Origin of the sequence: Paenibacillus algorifonticola, from assembly GCF_050481745.1 — a bacterium.
Lineage (GTDB): Bacteria > Bacillota > Bacilli > Paenibacillales > Paenibacillaceae > Pristimantibacillus > Pristimantibacillus algorifonticola_A.
The window spans coordinates 58,237-78,453 of record NZ_JBCNGR010000015.1 but is presented as its reverse complement, the minus strand read 5'-3'; the positions used below and the strand labels follow the sequence as shown (position 1 = coordinate 78,453).

Genomic DNA, 20,217 nt, shown 5'->3' with positions numbered 1-20,217 from the left:
GCTTAACCGCTGTACCTATGCTGAAAGTGGCCTTTTGTAGACAATAAAGCACGGTTATACAATACCTCAACAATTTACTGAAATTGGATATAGGACGCGTGGGGTAGTTAATGGGCTAAATGATCAATTTATTTAATTCGACACAAACTGACACTCTTTTCGGAATTCTTCTTTTATACTTATTCAATACGCATAATATACGACATACTAAAAAGAGCGCACTTGGATAGGTTGCCCGCTTATATATTTTCAAAAAGAGGTGGAGGGATTAGGATGGTAACGAATCAACAATCACTCAGACGGGTGGATGAGTACGGCGTTGTGGGAGAGCAGCTCGAGCAAATCGCTGATGATCTCCACGAGCTTGTGCAGCAGAAGCAGCGCGTTCTAAAGGTGAAGGCCTTTTTCAAAAAGCTTGCTGACGATCCAATGTTTGCGCCCGAACCAGGGAGAACTGCAGGAAGAAGCCTGACAGAATGGCTGCTTATGGTGCAATATCCAATGAAGCAGGAGAAGGTATTCGCTTATGAAGAGCAGCGTTACGTGCCTTCCGAGGCAAGGCCTCGTATTGATTTAGCCGAGCTGCTGACGCTGCTGCTGCGTAAAAAAGGAATTAATGGCACGTTTGAAGATATGATGGATCATGTCCTTGAGGGCGGTTCATTCCAACAGTTTTTGTCAGAGAACAGGTTGGCGAAAAGGGCCTCTATGCAAGCGCAAACAGCCGAAAGCCGTCCTCTGGTGGCAAAGCTACCGTTTCGCGTAGAAATATAGAGAAAGGATAGGGAAAATCATATCCATTGTCTATATTTTCAATGAAAGTTTTGAAAATTCAGAAAACTAATTTTCAAAACACCTTGAAAAAGTTATTCTTTATGAATATAATCAAGTCGAAAAAGCTCATATTGAGTATTTTTGCAAAAGGATAAAACTGTCGAATGATAGAGAAAGGTGTAAAATGGCTGCCTGCCCGATGCAGAAAGTTGCTTAAAAGGGCCGGGCAGCTGGGCGGCGTAAATGGTAGGCACCTCTTTTTTTTACCCAACAGGTCGCGTTTTGAATAATCTTTTATGGAGGTATATGCATTGGAATTGAAACAATATTGGCATGTTGTGAAAAAAAGAATCTGGTTGATAACAGCGCTCGTCTGCATGGCAGGGGTCGCCACAGGCATCTATTCTTATTATTTTCAACAGCCGGAATATGAGGCGTCGACCAAGCTGATCGTTAATCAGACAGGCAGTCAAAACGATATTATCGCCAAGCTGGATCTAAGCACGATCAACTCCAACATACAACTGGTGAAGACGTACAAGGAAATTATAAGAACGCCGAGGGTAATGGGCAAGGTTGCCCAGAAGTATCCTGAGCTAGACCTTACGACAGGCGAGCTGATTGAACGGATTAGTGTAACCTCAGTCAACGACACGCAGGTGATGTCGGTCACTGCCAAGGATTCCTCTTACAGCCGGGCCGCAAAAATTGCGAATGCGGTATCGGAGGTGTTCATGCAGGAGCTGCCGAGCTTGATGCAGGTTGATAATGTGTCGATTTTATACGAAGCCGATCATACGCTCTCACCGCCTCCTGTGTCGCCTAAGCCGACGATGAATATTGCGATTGCGATTGCACTCTCTATGCTGGTAGGCATTGGATTCGCGCTGCTGCTCGATTATCTCGACGATACGATTAAGACGGAGGAAGACATTCAGGCGGTGCTTGGCTTGCCGACGCTGTCACTCATTCCGAAAATCCGCGAGGTTGATCTAGGCAAGCACAAGGACCATTCCATAGACCAACCGATGAGGGGGAAAAATAATGTCACGTACGAAGCCTAATTGGCCGCTCATTACGGAAACGAACCCAAAGTCGCCGATATCGGAGGCTTACCGCATCCTTAGAACGAATATTGATTTCTCCAATTTGGAGGAAGAAATTCGCACTCTGATGGTCACCTCCACGAAGATGAATGAAGGCAAAAGCACAACCTCGGCAAACATTGCCGTCACTTACGCGCAGTCGAACAAGAGGGTGCTGTTGATAGACGCCGATATGCGCAAGCCGACGCAGCATCAGCTGTTTCGGGTATCCAATCAGATTGGCCTAACCTCGGTGCTGAGCAATCAGAAGGAATGGGAGACCGCGATTCAGGCCACCTCGGTGAGCGGACTCAGCATTTTACCGGCAGGACCGGTTCCGCCAAATCCTTCGGAGATGCTGGCATCGAAGCGAATGGACCAGCTGCTGGAAAAAATGAAGGAGCATTACGACATTATCATTGTCGATACCCCGCCGATCATGGTCGTGACGGATGCGCAAATCGTAGCATCCAAGTCCGACGGCGTCGTCCTCGTCATTGATTCCGGCACAGTCAAGAAGGAAGTCGCCATCAAAGCAAAGGCGAGCCTGGAGCATGTGAAAGCGAGAATTTTGGGGGTAGTGCTCAATAAAATCAAGCGGAGCAGCTCGGAAGGGTATTTATATTACTACCAATGAGTGTGAGGTTTCGTTTTGAGTATTTGTAATCTCTTAATCGTTTAGTTTAAAAGCGTGAATGAAAAAGGCTCCACTGCATGAAAGGCTTGGCTTCCGATCGCCATTACCCTTGCATTCCTCGAATGAGCCCCCTTATAGGGGGGAATGCAAGGGTAAAAGCATATGCTTACGATGCTGCTTTCCTGCGGAAAGCTTTAAGCGAACGCTAACGCTTCTCCAGCTCAAGCCTTTCATTCCGCTTCGCCATTTTCATCACTATTTTTAAACCGAAATTGAAGTGATCCAACAACTGCTAGCAATTTGTTTTTTTGAAAATATAAGAATTAATAAGTTTCACAATTATTAATGGGCTTATATTTCATCGCGAAACGGTAGCTTTGCTGCCAAAGGACGGCGACAGCCGTTTACGCTTGAAATATAGGAAAGTATATGATTTTTTCATCCTTTCTCTATATTTCTCGGAATGAAACGCGCCGTGCCGCCAAAGGACGGCGACAGCCGTTTCACCTTGGGTAATGTCTCCTGCACCTATATCACTGGAGGCACTCGATCATGCTGTGGGCTGCGAACGGCCTTAGACGTAGAGCGTCGGTGGTGTGGGGTGAGGAGGGGTTAGATGCCCTTTAATTTAGCGAGGAGTTTGGGTGAAAGGGGCAAGCGGAGTGAAAGGTTTGGAATGGAGAAGCGTAGCGTTCGCTTTTGCCTCTGAATTTTTACCGCAGATGCGGATAATTCAAAAAATTCAGGGGCAACGGCGATCGTAATCCAAACCTTTTACGCAGCGCTGATTCCCTTTCACCCGAACTCCTCCACACTATTACGTGCAGAAAAACGGGCGAAAAGGAGTGAAAGCATTTAGAAGTTCGAGCTATACGATCATGTATAGGAGAGGAGCCAGGCACACGAGAGTATAGCTGGAACTTTTAACTCCCATGAACTGCTTCCAAATTAAATAAAAAATCGAAGAAGGATAGGGTGATGGATGATGAAAAAAGTGACAAAAGCAATTATTCCTGCAGCTGGACTTGGAACGCGCTTCTTGCCTGCAACGAAAGCAATGCCGAAGGAGATGCTGCCGATTGTCGACAAGCCGACGATTCAATACATCGTCGAAGAAGCCATCGCATCCGGTATCGAAGACATTATTATCGTAACAGGCAAAGGGAAGCGGGCTATTGAGGACCATTTTGACATCGCATTTGAACTGGAGCACACGTTGATTGAGAAAGGCAAGCTGGAGCTGCTGCAAGCCGTGCAGCGTTCCTCCAATGTAACGATCCATTATATTCGTCAAAAAGAAGCAAAGGGGCTCGGCCATGCTGTATGGTGCGCCCGCAAATTTATTGGCAATGAACCATTCGCCGTTCTGCTTGGCGATGACATTGTCGAATCCGAGGTGCCTTGCACAAGGCAGCTCATTGAGCAATATGATGCGACGGGGAAATCGGTCATCGGCGTTCAGACCGTATCTGTCGATCAGACGCAGCGGTATGGCATTGTCGATCCGGTAGGGATGGAAGTAGAAGGCAGCCGGCTCGTACAGGTTAACCGTTTCGTCGAGAAGCCGAAGCCGGGACATGCCCCGTCCAATTTGGCGATTATGGGCCGTTACGTGCTGACGCCGGAAATTTTTGATTTTCTGGAGCTGCAGGAGAAGGGCGCCGGCGATGAAATTCAATTAACCGACGCGATTCAAAAGCTGAATGAAAGCGAAGGCGTTTTTGCTTATGATTTTGAAGGCAAACGTTATGATGTCGGAGAAAAGCTTGGCTTTATTTTAACGACGATTGACTTCGCCCTTCGCAATAAGGAGCTTAAGCTTCCGCTCATGACGGCACTTGAGGAAATAGTCGAGCAGCAGCAGGCCAGCCAGCTCCAAGCACTGAGGAGGGATAGCGTATGAGTGTAAATCGGCCACAATACAAGTCGGAAGCCCGCACGCTGACTCTCTCGCTGCAAGCCGCAGCGAAGCGGATTATTGATGTCTTATGCTCGCTGGCGGGCATTATTTTTCTGCTTCCGGTGTTCATGCTCGTCGCTTTGCTCATTAAGATCAGCGATCCGAAGGGAACGGTATTTTTCAAGCAGAAGCGGATTGGCCATAAGGGCAATACGTTCAGCATCATCAAGTTTCGCTCCATGCTGCATGATGCCGAGCAGCGGCTGCGCGCCGACCCGGTATTGTACAAGAAATACATCGACAACAGCTACAAGCTTGATCCATCCGAAGACCCGCGCGTCACGAAAATCGGCAGCTTCCTGCGCAAAACGAGCCTGGACGAGCTTCCCCAGCTCATCAATGTGCTGAAGGGCGAGATGAGCCTGGTCGGACCGCGCCCAATCGTGCGTGACGAGCTGAAGGAATATGGAGAGAAGGCAGTGCCCTTCCTGTCGGTCAAGCCGGGAGTAACCGGCTATTGGCAAGTAAGCGGACGCAGCGACGTGGGGTATCCTGAGCGCGTCGATCTTGAGCTATTCTACGTCTACAACCAGTCCGTATGGCTGGATCTGAAAATATTATATCGCACAGTCATTATCGTGCTGCTGCGTAAAGGCGCTTATTGAAATTAAAAAATGGCAAAAAGGATTAGCGGAGTGAAAAGGTTGGTCGGAGGAGCGTTAGCGTCCGATTTTTGCAGCTTCATTTTTACCGCAAAGGCGGTTTATTCAGAAAATGAAGCTGCAACAGCGGCCGGAGACCAACCTTTTCACGCAGCTTTCCCCTATATGCAATAAGACAAAGGAGTTGCCCTATGAGAGTGGCTATCGTTCATGAATGGCTGGTAACCTATGCAGGTTCAGAGAAGGTAGTGGAACAACTGCTGAATATTTACCCCGACGCAGACCTGTTCTGTGTAATTGATTTTCTGGAAGAGAAGGACCGCCATATGCTGAAGGGGAAAAAGCCGATTACAACTTTTATTCAGCAGCTGCCTTTTGCGAAAAAAATGTACAAAACGTATCTTCCTTTTATGCCGCTGGCGGTCGAGCAGTTTGACTTATCCGGCTATGATGTCATCATATCCAGCTCGCATGCGGTCGCGAAAGGCATTATTACGGGCCCTGATCAAATTCATATTTCTTATGTGCATACGCCGATTCGTTATGCCTGGGATTTGCAGCATCAATATTTAAGCGAGCTGGGCAAGCTGAAGCAGCTCGTATCCAAGCTGCTGCTGCACCAAATTCGCATGTGGGATGTGCGGACAGCGAACGGCGTAGATGTGTTTCTCGCGAACTCGTCCTATATCGCCCGGCGCATTCACAAAATTTATCGCCGCCAGGCACAGGTTGTGTATCCGCCGGTTGAAGTGAAGGCGTTCGGCAATCACTCCAATCAGGATCGGAAGGACTATTATTTTACCGCTTCGAGGCTTGTTCCATATAAGCGGATTGATCTGGTCGTCGAGGCCTTTGCCAAAATGCCGGACAAGGAGCTGATTGTCATTGGCGACGGCCCGGAGATGAAGACGCTGAAGCAGCTGGCAACGCCGAACGTCAAGCTGCTCGGCTACCAGCCCAATGCCGTGCTCCTTAAGCATATGCAGCAGGCCAAAGCTTTTATTTTCGCAGGTGAAGAGGACTTCGGCATTAGCATGGTCGAGGCTCAGGCAGCGGGAACGCCCGTTATTGCCTACGGCAAGGGCGGCGCTCAGGATATCGTCAAAGGGCTGGGCGAAAACAATCCTACCGGCTTGTTTTTTGAGAAGCAGGATGCGGAATCGGTCATTGATGCGGTACGGCAGTTTGAGCTGCTCTCCTGGATGATGACGGATGCGAACTGCCGCCAGAACGCACAGCAGTTTTCTGTAGAGGCGTTTTTGTACCACATTTCCAGCATCGTCAGCGGCAGCTTTAATGAACGGTTTAATCCGATGAAAGTGCAGGCCTAGCTCGATGCTTGGCCGTTTGCCGAACAAGCTGGCGCTTTATGCCGCAATGCTGCTGTCACTTGGCGTTATATGCCTCGCTTCCGTGCAGCATATTTACGTGCTGCTGTTCGTTGCTGCTGGAGCGCTCGCTTATGTCGCGATTAGGAAAGACGCCATTTATTATGTCGTCATCCCGGCGCTGCTGGCCTACCAGTTGTATTTGCCGCTTGCGGTTTCGGTGACGCTGTCGAGTCTCGTGCTCGTTATGCTTCTGCTGCGCTCGGCGTCGCAAGGAAAGCTGATGCATTATTTTCGCACACAACGGCTTGTTAAATATTATGCCGCCCTGCTTATCGCGATGGCGGTGGGCATTATTTATGCCCCGGACCGGGTGCTCGGCTTTAAGCTGATTGCCTATTCTATCATAGGTCTGCTCGCCTTGCTTGCGGGCTACTATTACCGGGCTCGCGGCCTATCCGTTGAGCAGACGCTGCGCGGTATTCAGCATGTGTATTTGCCGATTGGCTTGCTGAACATTTATTTTATTATTGCGCCTGACCAGGAGCTGCAATTTTTAAGGTCGAGGATCGCGAGCTTCCTGATTGAGCCGAATACGCTGGCGGCTTTAATTAATGTAGATATTAAAGCTAATATATTGGACCCCTTTAAAGCGGGAACCTTGTTCGTTAATACGAATGTGGCTTCGGTTTTTTTCGGGATGATGCTTTGTATTGCGCTGTCGCTGCTGCTTCGCAAGGGCGGTCTGCTGCAGCTCGGCATCTGCTTTATTTATTTAGGCGCAATGCTGGCGACACAATCACGAGCTGGCGTGCTCGCGCTTGGCATTGTGGTGCTGGCTTATGTGTGCATCCGGTTCCGCGTGCAAAAGCTGTTTAAGCTGTCGCTGATGCTCGTCATACCCGCAGCGATCATTCCTTTTGTCGTTACGGGCGACATTATCACGAATTTGACGAGCAGGCTGAATGCCGATGCGATCGAAGGCGATCCCCGGGCTTATATTTGGAAGTTTACCTTTCAAAACTTTGCCGAGCATCCGCTGCTGGGACTTGGCTATGGCGGCTGGGAGCGAATTTTTCCTTTCTACGCAGCGACAGTCGGCTTCAGCAGCAAATATCCGCCGCATAATTTGTTTGTCATTATGTGGACTTGGAGCGGCTTGTTCGGACTGATTGCCCTCATTTTGCTGCTTTTCGGCATTTTGTGGCGCGGCATTCGCCGTTATTATCGCACGAGCTCGGCACTCGACAGCTGTGTAGTAGGAGCAGCGCTATTCGTTATCGTGCAAGGGATGTTTGATAATTTTTTCCTGCATGATCTGCGGGTTGCTTCCGTGTTTTTCTTTCTTGCGGGGCTTATCTTGTACGAGCAGCGTGAGGATAGCGATGAAGCGCGAAGCAGCATCGCTATCAGAAGCCAGAGCGGGAATCAGGCGGGGAGCGGCGATGGGCAAGCGATTCAGGAGCGGGCTTTGATGCCGCAGATGGCAGAAGTTGGAGGGAAATAATGAGGATTGGCGTACTGAGAAATACCTTTTTGCCTGCATCGGAAACGTTTATTTATGAGCAGCTGAATCAATATCGGAATGTGCAGGTGGAGGTCATTACCCGGGAGGTCGCGAATCGCGATAAATTCCCTAATCAATGGAGCATCAACACGATTGTGGGCGCAGCAGGATCGTCGCTTCAGAAGAAGCTGACGAAGCTGTTATACACGCTGACCGTTACCTCCACGCGCCATATTAACCGGATCGTTGAGCAGCGCGAGATTGAGCTAGTGCATGCCCACTTCGGGGTAGATGCGGTGTATGCGGTTCCCGTCTGCAAGGAGCGCGGCATTCCGCTGTTCGCTACGTTTCACGGGTACGATATTACACGGCTGCCGAAGCTGATGCCTGGGCCGCTTTCCTGGCTCGTCTACTATATGAAGTTTAAGCGGCTTGTACGGGACACAACGCTGTTCCTTGCCGTTTCAAACCATATTAAGCAGAAGCTGATGGCGCATGGCGTGCCTGAGCAAAAAATCAAAATCCATTATATCGGTATTGATTTGAATAAAGTTTTTTATCGGGAAGCACCGGATCGTAGCGCGATTACGATTATGACCGTCGGCCGACTGACCGAGAAGAAGGGCATCGCCTATTTAATTGAGGCGTTCCACCGATTGGCAGCCCGGCGCAAGCATGTGCGCCTCGTTATTGCCGGAGACGGACCGCTGAAGCAGGAGCTGACAGAGCTTGCTGCATCGGGAGCCGGAAGCGGGCGAATAACGTTCCTCGGCAGCATTCCTCACCATGAGGTGCTGCAGCGGCTAAGCGATTCGGATATTTTCTGTTTGCCGAGCGTAACGGCGAAGGATGGCGATCAGGAAGGGCTCGGCATGGTTATTTTGGAAGCTTCCGGAACGGGTCTACCTGTTGTTGCCACCAGCAGCGGAGGTATAAAGGATGCGGTGCAAAATGGCAAAACCGGCTATTTGGTAGAGGAGCGCAGCGCCACCCAGCTGGAGGAAAAGCTCGATATGCTCGCAACCAGCCAGCCGCTGCGCGCAGCCATTGGACAAAATGGCCGCGCCTTTGTTGAGCAGCAGTTCGATCTGCGCTTGCAGACGGAGAAGCTGGAGCAGCTCTATAAACAATATATTGGAGAGAAGCAGCATGTCTAAGCCATTTATTATTGTGTCAACCGCCGATTGGGATAACCCCTTCTGGACGAATAAGCAGCATATTGCCGACAGGCTCGCGGGCCGCGGACATCAGGTGCTGTATCTGAATTCGCTTGGCCTTCGCAAGCCGTCAAGCAATGGCAAGGATATGAAGCGCATTATAAAGCGGCTCAGTCAATTTTTTAGCGGGCTGCAGCACAAAAAAACAAATCTATGGGTATGGTCGCCAGTCGTCATCCCATATCAGCGGTTCAGCTTCGTTCGGAGGCTGAACTTTTTTATTGTCCGGCAGTGTGTGAAGCATTTTGCCCGGAAGCTTGGGATGGAGGATTACGTGCTGTGGACATACAATCCGCTGACGCAGCCGCTGCTGAATATGGACGAGCAGCTGTCAGTTTACCACTGCGTAGATGAAATTTCCGCGCAGCCCGGCATGCCCGAGCAAATTATTAAGGAGCAGGAAGCGCGGCTGGTGGAGGATGTCGATGTCGTTTTTGCTACCGCACCCAATCTGTATGAGACGCGCAAGGCGATTAACGAAAGCACTTATTACAGCCCGAATGTAGCGGAATTCAATCATTTTAACAAGGCGTTGTCGCCAGACACGGCCATTCCTGCGGAGCTTTCGCGGATGAAGGGCCCAAAGGTCGGCTTCATTGGTGCTATAAGTGGCTACAAGCTGGATTTGGCCTTAATCGAAACGGTCGCGTCCCGCAACCCTCATGTGCATTTTGTGTTCATTGGGCAGGTGGGGGAGGGCGACCCATGGACCGATGCAGATCGGCTTGGCCAGACGCCGAATATTCATTTGATCGGGCCGAAGCCGTACAGCCAGCTGCCGGGTTATTTGAAAGGCTTCGATGCCTGCCTGCTGCCGAACGTTATTAACGAATACACGACGAATATGTTTCCGATGAAATTTTTTGAATATTTATCAGCAGGCAAGCCGGTTGTCATGACGCCGCTGCCAGCGGTCAGGGATTATTATTCCTACTGCTATGTTGCCGCAGATGCTGATGCCTTCGACAAACAGCTGGGGCTGGCGTTGAATGAGGGGCTGCTAGACAATTACGAGCAGTTAATCCTGGATCGTGTTGCCGAAGCGAAAAAGCATGACTGGGAGTCGCGTATTGATACGATGCTTGCCGTCGTGGATGCGCATATCAAGGGTGCAGGCGCACCAGAGGCGCTGCGGGCAGCGAATCTGCCAGGAGCAGCGGCGCTGGACACAGCCGCTTCACAAAGAAGCAGCAAAACTAGCAAGTCCGCTCGCAGCGTGGGCAGCAAAGCTTAGAAGCGAAAAAGACGAGGATAGAGGAGTGGAGGAGCTTGTTCGAACATATTGTGCACGAAGCGAATGTTCCACTAAGCCGCATTACGACGATGAGCGTTGGCGGCCCTTGCCGTTATTACGTCATTCCGAAAAGCGTGGAGGACATTCGTTTTGTAACGGCGATTTGCGAGCGTTTCGGCTGGAAGCTGCTCATTATCGGCAATGGCTCGAATGTGCTTGTAGGCGACGAGGGCTTTGACGGCGTCGTCATGCATGTCGGCAAAGGATTGAAGGAATATGGCCTTCAAGGCGGCGAGCTGTACGCAGAAGCGGGTGTAGCGCTGCCAAGGCTGGCGTATTCCATGGCGAATGAAGGCATCGCCGGATTCGATTTTATGGCAGGCATTCCCGGCAGCGTAGGCGGCGGGCTCGTTATGAATGCTGGCTGCATCGGCAAGGAAATCGGCGATGTCGTCAGCAGTGTCACGCATGTCAGCGACACGGGCGAGGTGATTACGAGCAGCGCCGAGGAGCTGCAGTTTTCCTTCCGCCGGAGCTGGTTTTTGGATCGGCGCCACATTATTGTGAGCGCGCGCTTCCGGGCTGAACCTGCAACTGATTCAGCGCAGGTGATGGAAGCAACGAAGCGGGCGGCGGACATCCGCAAGGGCAAGTTCCCCATCAATGTCAAAACGGTGGGCAGCACCTTCAAAAGCCCACCCGAAGGTCCGCATCCCGGCAGACTGATCGAAGAGGTCGGACTGAAAGGATTTGTTATTGGCGGCGCACAGATTAGTACGGTGCACGCGAACTGGATCATTAATCAAGGCAGTGCAACAGCCAGCGACGTAAAGCGGCTCATTGAGCTGATGCAGACGACAGTAGCCAAGCAGCTCGGCATCCTTATGGAGCCAGAAGTGCTGTTCGTATAAATAAAAAAACAAAAGGGAGAGAACGCATATGGTACAAGCTCATTCAAGGGCGCTCGGCACAAAAAGGATTTCGGAGCCTTATTTATTAATTGAGGGAGGTTATCCCCTTTCAGGTGAAGTGTCGCTTCCCGGTGCCAAAAACTCGGCGCTGCCCGCTATTGTGGCCGCCTGCCTCTCCGATGAGGAGGTCGTGCTGCATAATGTGCCGCTTGAGCTGAATGATGTAGCGAAGCTCATCAAGCTGTTGAACGACTCCGGTGCACACGTTGAGATTAAAGGCGACGAGCTTCACTGCAAGGGCAGCGCGTGGATGGGCGGCACGCTGAATGCCGAGCTGGCGGGCAAAATCCGCCACTCCCTGCTGCTGCTTGGAGCGGCGGCGCACTGGCGCAGCTCGCTGTTCCTGCCGCTGCCGGGCGGCTGCAACATTGGCAGCCGCAAGCATGACATGCATGTCAGTGCGCTGCAGGAGCTTGGCTTCGCGATGGAGGAGAGCGAGCTGGGGCTTCACTTGCGCGAGAGCCAGCCGAAGGAGCGGACGATCATTACGTTCCCGTATCCAACCTTTGGCGGTACGCTGAACGTGCTGTTCGCTTCCGTTCGTTCGAATGCGGTTGTTGAGCTGCATAACGCGGCCCGTAATCCCGAGGTGCTGGATGTCATCAAGCTGCTGAACGATATGGGGGCTAATATTGAATGGCTGTCTTCGAACAGCCTGCAAATTACGGGCGTAGAGCGGCTGCACCGCGCCGACTTTACGGTCATGAGCGACCGCATTATCGCTTCAACGATTATTTCGGCAGTTGGTGCAACGAAGGGCTCGGCAACGATTCGCAATGCAACGACCCGCATCCTGGAGTCCGAAGTAGCCGTATGGCGGCAGGCGGGCCTGAAAATAGAAGAAATCGATAATGGCATATATGTGGAATGGAATCGTCCGCTGGAAGCGGTGAACGTCACGACAGCTGCTTATCCGGGCTTCCATACCGATATTCAACCGCTGCATACCGTATTGATGATGAATGCAAGCGGCACGAGCGAGCTGAGGGAGACGATTCTCGACGGACGCTTCTCCTACTGCTACGAGCTGAACAAGCTGGGCGCGAACATCGAGGTGAAGGATGGCGGCTTCCTTTGCGTCAATGGGGCAGCGGGACAGACAGCTGTCATTCATGGCGTAGATGAGCTGTATGGCACCGATCTGGTTGCCACCGATATTCGCGGCGGAGCGGCGGTTGCGGTTGCTGCGCTGGCGGCTGTTGGGACAAGCCGGATTACGAATTTGTACCAGCTGGAGCGGGGCTACGGCAACTTCACTGAAATTTTCACAGCGCTGGGCGCGCAGATCATGAAGGTGAACCACTAGCATGCTGTTTCAGATTTTAACGACGATCGGCACCCGGCTGCTTGTATTATTCGGAGCTTTTATCGTTTCGGTATTGACAGCAAGGCTGCTGGGTCCCGAAGGCAAGGGGATGATAACGGCCATACTCGTCATCCCTACGCTCGTTGTGACAATCGCCGATCTTGGCATCCGGCAGGCGGCTGCTTATCTCATCGGTAAAAAATTATTTAACTATAACGATATTGTATCGACCTTATTATTTATGTGGTTAATCTCCTCCTCGCTCAGCGTGGCTGTCGTTATGGGCATATTGCTGCTCCAGTATGGAGGAGAGTACAGCTGGGAACTGCTGGTCATTTGTACGCTGACGGTGCCCGTCAATCTGGCGATTCAATATTTACGCGGCATTATGCAGGGCAAAGGCAATATTGGCAGCATTAATAAGGTCGAAATCATTAAGACGGCGCTTAATTTCATCATTTTGCTCATTCTCGTCTGGGCGCTTGGCATGGGCGTTCTAGGAGCAGCGCTGACACAACTGCTGATGGCGGCGTTCACGTTAGGCTACTCCATGAAGCTGCTGCTGGGCGAAGTGAAATTCAAGTTTAAATATATTCACCCTATTCCGCAGCAGATGATGCGGCAGGGCTTCTCTTTTGCGCTTGCGCTGTTCATTATTCAGCTTAATTACCGGGTGGACGTCATTATTTTGGAACGGTTCACGAATGTCATCGAGGTCGGCATCTATTCGGTTGGCACGAATCTCGCCGAGCTGATCTGGCAGCTGCCAGCTGCTATTGGACTCATTTTATTTTCCCGCAGCGCAAGCTCAAGCAGCAGTCAGGCGGCGGTCGAACGGACGGCGAAGCTCATACGCGTCATTATGCCTGTGCTTCTCGTATTCGGCGTCTTCTTCTGGTTCATGTCGCCGCTGTTTATCCGCCTGCTGTATGGCGCGGATTTTGCCGAATCGGGGCAGGTTATTCGCTACTTGCTGCCGGGCATCATCGCGATGGTGCTGTTCAAGCTGATCCATTCCGACCTGTCGGGCAGAGGCGCGCCGCTGTTCTCGCTCCGGGTATCGGTTATTGCGCTCATTATGAACGTCGTGCTCAATTTCATTCTCGTTCCCAAATACGGCGCGGTAGGGGCATCGATATCGTCCAGCATCAGCTACATGTATGCGGGCGTCGCTTTTATTATTTTTTACGCACGGCGCGAATCCATTAGCTTGTCCAGGCTTTTAATTTTGAACAAAGAGGACTGGGCGCAAATCAAAAGTAAAATCGGCTCAATCGGCGTTCGTTTCATGAAGCTGCGAAAGCCGCTAAAGGGCCAAGGATAACGGAGGTGAGGACATGCTGGTATCGATCATCACGGTATATTACAACCGGGTCAATCAAGTGAAGGAGTCGATTCAAAGCCTGCTTGACCAGACGTATGCGAATACGGAAATTATTTTGGTCGATGACGGCTCGACGGACGGCACGCTGCAGGCGCTGGAAGCTTTTGAAGATCCGCGCATTCGGCTGATCAGCCACAGCAATCGCGGCTTCACCCGTTCGGTCATTGAAGCGGTGAAGCAGAGCAAGGGCGAAGTCGTAGCCATTCATGGCTCTGGCGATATATCGTTCCCGGAGCGTATTGAGGAGCAGGTAAAGGTGCTGCAAAGCAGGCCGGATGTTGGCGTCGTAGGCTGCATCGTCGAGAACGTCAACAAGGTGACGAACACAACGACGATTTATAACAAGTATAAGCAGGGCGTAAGGGGCATCGATCAGCTGCTGCAAAATAACTTCTACACCCACGGCGAGGTTATGTTCCGCCGCGATGCTTACGAGCAGGCGGGCGGCTACCGCGAGCTGTTCAAGTTCACGCAGGATTATGATTTGTGGCTGCGAATGGGGCTTGTCACGGAGTTTGCGCTCGTCGAGAAGCTGCTGTATCGCAGGTACACGCTGCCTGACGGCGTAAGCGGCTCCGTTGAAAAAATGATGGTTCAGCAATATCTTGCCGAGCTGGGCAGACAGTGCGCTGAGCTTCGCATTCGCGAAGGGCGCGACCTGATTGACCGTTACGGCGTGCATGCCCTATTTTTCCTGAAAAGATCGAAGCGCCTCGCGCTCAAGCTGTTTAATCTCGGCGTTTCCGCCATTGTAAATGAGCGGGACATGGATAAGGCGAAGCGGCTCGTTCAGCTCAGTCTGGAGCAGAGCTGGACAGCCAGAGGCAGCGTGTTATCGGGGCTGCTGGCTGTGCTGACCCGTTTCGAGGGTGGCAAAAAAGCAATGCTGTCGATGCTGCTTTTGCTGCGTCAGGTGAAGAAAAAGGTAGAGAAAGCGGCGTAAAGCAAGTGCTGCTATATTGAAGTATTTTGAAGCGTGGTGAAAAAGCGGAGCGGAATGAAAAGCTAGGCCTTGCGAAGCGACAGCGCTCGCTTAAAGCTTTCCGTAGGAAAGCAGCATCGTAAGCATATGCTTTTACCCTTGAATTTCCGCCTATATAGGCGATTCAAAGAAATTCAAGGGTAACGGCGATCGGAAGCCAAGCTTTTCAAAATATAAGAAAGTATAAGTATTCTCTTTATACTTGGCTTATATTTCACCGCGAAACGTTAGCATTACTGCCAGAGGACGGAAAGCCGTTTACGCTTGTGCAGCGCAGCCTTGATTTCACCACAGTTTTAGATGCAAAAGGAGGAGCAAAACCAATGAAGCTGATTCTTTTATCCGGCGGTTCAGGTAAACGGCTGTGGCCGCTATCTAATGATGCAAGGTCGAAGCAATTTTTGCGTATTCTGGATGGGCCCGGCGGGCTAAAGGAATCGATGGTCGAGCGGGTATGGCGCCAGCTTGGCGAGACGGGCCTGCAACGCTCATCCTACATCGCCGCAGGCAAGGCGCAGGAGGAAATGATTCGCGTGCATGCCGGCTTGTCGGTGCCGCTCATTATTGAGCCGGAGCGGCGGGACACGTTCCCGGCTATCGCGTTATCGGCGGTTTATTTGTACTCCGTTGCCGGAGTCAGCCTGGATGAGGTCGTGACGATTCTCCCGGTTGACCCCTATGTGGAGGATGCCTTCTTCCATAAAATAAGCGAGCTTGAGCAGGTCATTCGCGATTCTGGCTGCGATATGGCGCTGATGGGCGTTAAGCCGACCTTCCCATCGGAAAAATACGGCTACATCGTACCGGAGACTGACGAGCCTAAGCTGATTATTAATGCAGCAGGCGACGTCACGGAAGCGGAAGTGAATGACGCAGAAACAGGCAACGCCCGCTCGTACAGGCTTGTTCGGCACTTCACTGAAAAGCCGCGCGAGGATGCGGCATCTGAGCTAATGCAGCGCGGAGCGCTGTGGAACTGTGGCGTGTTCGCCTTCAAGCTCGGCTATTTGATTAATCTGCTGATCGAGAGGCGGCTACCCATTCAATACGATGAACTCGTCAATCAATACAGCACGCTGGTGAAAACAAGCTTCGATTACGAGGTCGTTGAGCGGGCCAAGCAGGTCGCTGTGCTTCCTTTTGACGGCTGTTGGAAAGACCTTGGCACCTGGAACACGCTAACAGAAGAAATGGGAACGTCGGAGCTTGGCGACCATATTACGACAGAGCTTGCAACGGATACGCATGTCATTAACGAGCTCGGCATTCCGATTACGATTTTGGGCATTAAAAATGCCATTGTCGCTGCAAGCCCCGACGGCATTCTCGTTTCCGACAAAGCGTCCAGCCCACGCATTAAAGAAGTGCTGAAAAATCGCGACAAGCGCCCGATGTATGAGGAACGCAGATGGGGCTACTACATCGTGCTGGATTATTTGAAATATCCGGACGGCAGCGAGGTCATGACGAAGCGCGTCTGCCTCGATAGAGGGAAAAACTTCAGCTATCACTATCATAACAATCGCTGCGAGGTGTGGACGATTTTGTCCGGCGAAGGCGAAATGATGCTCGATGACCAGCTGCGGACCATAAAGGCTGGCGACATAATTAATATCCCTCTGGGCAGCAGACACTGCCTGCTTGCCCTTACACCGATGGAAATGATCGAGGTGATGAGAGGGACGCAGCTTGTAGAAGAGGAGAGCGTCAGGCTGGAAGCGGATTGGAATGACATTATGCAATATTGCATGATTTGAAGGAGCTAACAGGATGATGAATGCTATTGCAGAGCAGCTGGATTATGCGATTGATCGGAGATACGAGCGCTGGAAGGATGCAGAGCTGCCCTTTTACCTTCGAAAAGAGCTCGGAGAGCTTGGAGCAGGCGATTTGACCGATCGCTTCTACAAGCATCTTCACCTAGGGCCAGAAGGCGTGCGGGAGAAGGTAGGAGCAGGAACGAACCGGATGAACATCTACACGGTGCGCCGCATTGCGCTGGCGCTTGCTGGGGAAATTCGCAGCGGCGGCGAGGAAGCGAAGCAGCGCGGTGTTGCGATTGCTTTTGACAGCCGAATTTTATCGCGGGTGTTCGCGGAACAGGCAGCGCTCGTTCTGGCCAAAAACAGAGTGAAGGTCTATCTTTTTGAGCAGGCCCGTCCTACGCCTGAGCTTTCCTTCGCTGTCCGTTTTCTGCATGCGGCAGCCGGGCTGATGATTACAGCCGGCCATTATCCTTATGATTACAACGGCGTCAAGCTGTTCAGCTCAGATGGCGCTGTTATGGCGCCGGAATACAACCAGCTCGTAGCAAGGCGCATGGTGGGCATCGAGGAGGAGGTTGCCATTCCACTGATGGATGCGGAGGAGGCGGTGCGGCAAAGGCTGCTTGTACTCATCGGTACAGAGGTGGACAAGGCTTACCACAGCAAGCTAGCGGACATTATCGTTCGCCCGACTGACTTTCGAGCTGGGCGCTCGCGGCTGCGCGTTATTTATACGCCACTGCATGGCAGCGGGGGGCAGACGCTGCTTGCGCTGCTGAAGCAAATGGGCTATCGCGATGTGGAGAGCGTACCGGAGCAGTTTCAGCCAGACCCGCTTTTCCCGACCATTGAGGAGCCAGACCCTAACCATCCCGATTCTTACGGGCGGGCGCTGATGCTGGCGGAGCGGAGGCAGACGGATCTGATTATGGCGACCGATCCCGAATCGCAGCAGCTTGGTGCAATGGCAAGGGACAAAAGCGGGGAGTTCCGCCTGCTGTCTGCGAACCAGTTGGGCAGCCTGCTGCTTGAATATCTTTGCACGCAGAAGCGGGCCAATGAGCCGATTTACCCGGCAGCCTTCTACAAGTCGCTGCTAACGACGGAGCTTAGCACAGCGATAGCAAGGCGCTACGGTCTTCACATCGTAGAGACGCCGCCGGGCTTCCGCCATATTGCCGCTCGCATAGCGGAAGAGGAGCAGCTTGGGGCGAGAAAGTATTTCTTCGCCTTTGATGAGACGGGCGGCTGCTTGCCGCAGGCGTTCGTCAGAGATAAGGATGCGATGCAGACACTGCTGCTCACAACAGAGATGGCGACTTTTTATAAAAGCCGCGGCCTGACACTTTGGGATCAGCTGCACAAGCTTTATGAGGCATATGGCTTTTATTTGGAGGGTCAGGTCAGCCTGTCCTTTCCTGGCCTTGAAGGCTCGCAGCGGCTGCGTAATGTGATGCGAAAGCTGCGGGGAGAAGTGCCGGAGAAGCTTTCCTCGCTGCGGATTCGCAGCATTTACGATTCTGAGGAGCACGGTGTGCGAGCGCTCGGCTTCAGCAAGGAAGCTGCGAATCAGGAGCTGGGGGCAAATGTGATCAAATATGTTTTCGAGGATGGAGCTTGGTGTGCGCTTCAGCCTACAGGGGCAGGCACGTCGCTGCGGCTTTATTACGGTGCGAAGGAGTGGAGCGAGGTGCGCTGCAGGCGCAGACTGGCAGCTATTCGTACGGCGCTGCTCTACGATGTGGAGACGATTTTATAATAGAAGCTTTCTAAATAGAACATTTCAAATAAAACGATAGGAGCTGGAGCTTGATGAACGTAACAGTGATAGGAACGGGATATGTGGGGTTGGTATCGGGCGTATGTTATGCGGAGAAAGGCAATCATGTCATCTGTGTCGATAAGGATGTAAGCAAAATCGAGCGCCTGCGCAGCGGTGAAATTCCGATTTATGAGCCGGGTCTCAAGGAACTGGCCGATAGCAATACGGCGGCAGGACGCCTCTCCTTCACCGATGATTTGACTGAAGCGATGGTCCTGGCGGATGTTGTCATTATTGCGGTAGGCACGCCGCCGCTGCCAAATGGCGAGGCGGATATGCGGTTTGTCGAGCTGGTAGCACGTGAAATCGGCTATGCGCTCAACGGCTATAAGGTTGTTGTTGTGAAAAGCACAGTGCCGGTAGGCACGAACGAACGCGTTCGCGGCATTGTGGCAGCGATCAGCGATTACCCGTTCGATATCGCCTCTGTTCCTGAGTTTCTGCGCGAAGGCTCGGCCGTCAAGGATACTTTGAATCCAGACCGCATCGTTATCGGCTCGGAGAGCACGCGTGCATCAGAGGTGCTGACAAGCCTGCACAAGCCGTTTACCGACCAGCTGATTATGACGGATATTCGCAGCGCCGAGATGATCAAATACGCCTCCAATGCGTTTCTAGCTACAAAAATATCGTTCATCAATGAAATTGCCAACATTTGTGAAAAAGTAGGCGCGGACGTGACGGAGGTAGCTCACGGCATGGGACTCGACCGCCGGATTGGTTCCTCCTTCCTGCGCGCTGGCATTGGCTATGGCGGCTCCTGCTTCCCGAAGGATACGAAGGCATTAATTCAAATTGCTGGTAATGTCGAATACGACTTCAAGCTGCTCAAGTCGGTCGTAGAGGTCAATCAGCATCAGCGCTACGGCGTCATTGACAAGCTCAAGCGGGCGCTAGGCAGCATGCATGGCAGACGCGTTGCCATCTGGGGCCTCGCGTTTAAGCCGGAAACCGATGATGTGAGAGAAGCGCCCGCGATTGAAATTATTGAATCGCTGCTTGCGCTTGGCGCGATTCCACGCGTAACGGACCCGATTGCGGTCGAAAATTTCCGTTCCCTGCTGAACCATCCTTCTATTGAATGGTGCGATTCTGCGCTTGATGCGGCGAAGCAATGCGACGCTGTCTGCCTGCTCACGGAGTGGGAGGACTACACGAAGCTCAATCTCAAGGAAGTAGAGCGCGTTATGGCGAGCCCCATTCTCATTGACGGCCGCAATGCGATCAGCAAGGAACAGCTGGAAGGCACGCTGTTCGCCTATTATCCGGTGGGCAGACCTATGATGAACATCGAAGACATTGCGATACATGAATTAATTTAGGCAGATTAGTTGAATTTGCTTGATGAAAAACAAGCGAGCTCAACAGATTTAAACGGTTTTAAATAGGTTTGAACGGTATTAAACGGGTTTGAACGGTTTCGAATAGGTGATACGCAGTGTTCACCGCTGCTTTTCCTAATGTCTAAGAAAAAAATGCTAGAAGGATTTTTGAAAAGGCAAGCGGAGTGGGAGGTTTGAGTTAAAGCTTTCCGAAGGAAAGCAGCTTCGTAAGCATGTGCTTTGCCCTATATTTCGACCGCTTAAGCGGATTAATTCAAGGAAATCAGGGGGCAATAACGGTCGGAAACCAAACCTTCCAC

The 20,217-nt window shown here is 51.7% G+C and carries 16 protein-coding genes; all 16 read left to right on the top strand.

Translation table 11 applies throughout. The features are described 5' to 3' along the window. Nucleotides 1-273 precede the first annotated feature (273 nt). The 16 genes from ABEW34_RS14965 to ABEW34_RS14890 all read left to right on the top strand — a co-directional run bounded on the left by ABEW34_RS14965 (nucleotide 274) and on the right by ABEW34_RS14890 (nucleotide 19,897). Nucleotides 274-774: a hypothetical protein gene (locus tag ABEW34_RS14965; RefSeq protein ID WP_430160000.1), complete on the top strand. Its 501-nt coding sequence runs from the start codon at nucleotides 274-276 to the stop codon at nucleotides 772-774. A 311-nt stretch (nucleotides 775-1,085) separates the two neighbouring features. After that, nucleotides 1,086-1,838, top strand: a complete 753-nt coding sequence (locus tag ABEW34_RS14960) for a YveK family protein (RefSeq protein ID WP_430159999.1) — start codon at nucleotides 1,086-1,088, stop codon at nucleotides 1,836-1,838. Next, nucleotides 1,819-2,496, top strand: coding sequence for a CpsD/CapB family tyrosine-protein kinase (locus tag ABEW34_RS14955; protein WP_056033748.1), 678 nt, complete (start codon nucleotides 1,819-1,821; stop codon nucleotides 2,494-2,496). The genes ABEW34_RS14960 and ABEW34_RS14955 overlap by 20 nt, the downstream gene beginning before the upstream one ends. Before the next feature lie 985 nt (nucleotides 2,497-3,481). After that, nucleotides 3,482-4,399: a UTP--glucose-1-phosphate uridylyltransferase GalU gene (gene galU, locus ABEW34_RS14950; RefSeq protein WP_430159998.1), complete on the top strand. Its 918-nt coding sequence runs from the start codon at nucleotides 3,482-3,484 to the stop codon at nucleotides 4,397-4,399. Next, complete coding sequence (locus tag ABEW34_RS14945) at nucleotides 4,396-5,061, top strand: sugar transferase (protein WP_081418743.1); 666 nt, start codon at nucleotides 4,396-4,398, stop codon at nucleotides 5,059-5,061. Before galU ends, ABEW34_RS14945 begins: the two co-directional genes overlap by 4 nt. A gap of 188 nt (nucleotides 5,062-5,249) precedes the next feature. Then, on the top strand, nucleotides 5,250-6,389 hold the full coding sequence (locus tag ABEW34_RS14940; protein ID WP_430159997.1) for a glycosyltransferase family 4 protein: 1,140 nt from the start codon (nucleotides 5,250-5,252) through the stop codon (nucleotides 6,387-6,389). A 4-nt stretch (nucleotides 6,390-6,393) separates the two neighbouring features. Beyond that, entirely contained in the window at nucleotides 6,394-7,893 is a 1,500-nt protein-coding gene (locus ABEW34_RS14935; RefSeq protein ID WP_430159996.1) for an O-antigen ligase family protein, read from the top strand. After that, nucleotides 7,893-9,050, top strand: a complete 1,158-nt coding sequence (locus ABEW34_RS14930) for a glycosyltransferase (protein ID WP_430159995.1) — start codon at nucleotides 7,893-7,895, stop codon at nucleotides 9,048-9,050. The genes ABEW34_RS14935 and ABEW34_RS14930 overlap by 1 nt, the downstream gene beginning before the upstream one ends. Next, on the top strand, nucleotides 9,043-10,344 hold the full coding sequence (locus ABEW34_RS14925; protein WP_430159994.1) for a glycosyltransferase: 1,302 nt from the start codon (nucleotides 9,043-9,045) through the stop codon (nucleotides 10,342-10,344). Before ABEW34_RS14930 ends, ABEW34_RS14925 begins: the two co-directional genes overlap by 8 nt. Before the next feature lie 35 nt (nucleotides 10,345-10,379). Beyond that, nucleotides 10,380-11,255 (top strand): UDP-N-acetylmuramate dehydrogenase, encoded by an 876-nt coding sequence (murB, locus tag ABEW34_RS14920; protein WP_430159993.1) that lies wholly within the window; start codon nucleotides 10,380-10,382, stop codon nucleotides 11,253-11,255. Nucleotides 11,256-11,283: 28 nt separating this feature from the next. After that, nucleotides 11,284-12,621 carry a UDP-N-acetylglucosamine 1-carboxyvinyltransferase gene (locus ABEW34_RS14915; RefSeq protein ID WP_430159992.1) on the top strand — a complete coding sequence of 446 codons (1,338 nt, stop codon included), beginning with the start codon at nucleotides 11,284-11,286 and terminating at the stop codon, nucleotides 12,619-12,621. Nucleotide 12,622: 1 nt separating this feature from the next. Then, the gene (locus tag ABEW34_RS14910) at nucleotides 12,623-13,945 is read left to right on the top strand and encodes an oligosaccharide flippase family protein (protein WP_430159991.1); all 1,323 of its coding nucleotides are present in this window, start codon (nucleotides 12,623-12,625) and stop codon (nucleotides 13,943-13,945) included. 13 nt (nucleotides 13,946-13,958) lie between these two features. Next, the gene (locus ABEW34_RS14905; protein WP_430159990.1) at nucleotides 13,959-14,948 is read left to right on the top strand and encodes a glycosyltransferase; all 990 of its coding nucleotides are present in this window, start codon (nucleotides 13,959-13,961) and stop codon (nucleotides 14,946-14,948) included. 362 nt (nucleotides 14,949-15,310) lie between these two features. After that, nucleotides 15,311-16,744, top strand: a complete 1,434-nt coding sequence (locus ABEW34_RS14900; protein ID WP_430159989.1) for a sugar phosphate nucleotidyltransferase — start codon at nucleotides 15,311-15,313, stop codon at nucleotides 16,742-16,744. A 13-nt stretch (nucleotides 16,745-16,757) separates the two neighbouring features. Further along, nucleotides 16,758-18,512, top strand: coding sequence for a phospho-sugar mutase (locus ABEW34_RS14895; RefSeq protein ID WP_430159988.1), 1,755 nt, complete (start codon nucleotides 16,758-16,760; stop codon nucleotides 18,510-18,512). Between the two features lie 53 nt (nucleotides 18,513-18,565). Continuing rightward, complete coding sequence (locus ABEW34_RS14890) at nucleotides 18,566-19,897, top strand: UDP-glucose dehydrogenase family protein (RefSeq protein WP_430159987.1); 1,332 nt, start codon at nucleotides 18,566-18,568, stop codon at nucleotides 19,895-19,897. Nucleotides 19,898-20,217 lie beyond the last annotated feature (320 nt).

Excerpts from the sequence above, each read along its gene's own strand:
- ABEW34_RS14965 (WP_430160000.1), top strand. The coding sequence starts at position 274 with ATGGTAACGAATCAACAATCACTCAGACGGGTGGATGAGTACGGCGTT.
- ABEW34_RS14955 (WP_056033748.1), top strand. The coding sequence starts at position 1,819 with ATGTCACGTACGAAGCCTAATTGGCCGCTCATTACGGAAACGAACCCA.
- galU (WP_430159998.1), top strand. The coding sequence starts at position 3,482 with ATGAAAAAAGTGACAAAAGCAATTATTCCTGCAGCTGGACTTGGAACG.
- ABEW34_RS14945 (WP_081418743.1), top strand. The coding sequence starts at position 4,396 with ATGAGTGTAAATCGGCCACAATACAAGTCGGAAGCCCGCACGCTGACT.
- ABEW34_RS14940 (WP_430159997.1), top strand. The coding sequence starts at position 5,250 with ATGAGAGTGGCTATCGTTCATGAATGGCTGGTAACCTATGCAGGTTCA.
- ABEW34_RS14935 (WP_430159996.1), top strand. The coding sequence starts at position 6,394 with ATGCTTGGCCGTTTGCCGAACAAGCTGGCGCTTTATGCCGCAATGCTG.
- ABEW34_RS14930 (WP_430159995.1), top strand. The coding sequence starts at position 7,893 with ATGAGGATTGGCGTACTGAGAAATACCTTTTTGCCTGCATCGGAAACG.
- ABEW34_RS14925 (WP_430159994.1), top strand. The coding sequence starts at position 9,043 with ATGTCTAAGCCATTTATTATTGTGTCAACCGCCGATTGGGATAACCCC.
- ABEW34_RS14915 (WP_430159992.1), top strand. The coding sequence starts at position 11,284 with ATGGTACAAGCTCATTCAAGGGCGCTCGGCACAAAAAGGATTTCGGAG.
- ABEW34_RS14910 (WP_430159991.1), top strand. The coding sequence starts at position 12,623 with ATGCTGTTTCAGATTTTAACGACGATCGGCACCCGGCTGCTTGTATTA.
- ABEW34_RS14905 (WP_430159990.1), top strand. The coding sequence starts at position 13,959 with ATGCTGGTATCGATCATCACGGTATATTACAACCGGGTCAATCAAGTG.
- ABEW34_RS14900 (WP_430159989.1), top strand. The coding sequence starts at position 15,311 with ATGAAGCTGATTCTTTTATCCGGCGGTTCAGGTAAACGGCTGTGGCCG.
- ABEW34_RS14895 (WP_430159988.1), top strand. The coding sequence starts at position 16,758 with ATGATGAATGCTATTGCAGAGCAGCTGGATTATGCGATTGATCGGAGA.
- ABEW34_RS14890 (WP_430159987.1), top strand. The coding sequence starts at position 18,566 with ATGAACGTAACAGTGATAGGAACGGGATATGTGGGGTTGGTATCGGGC.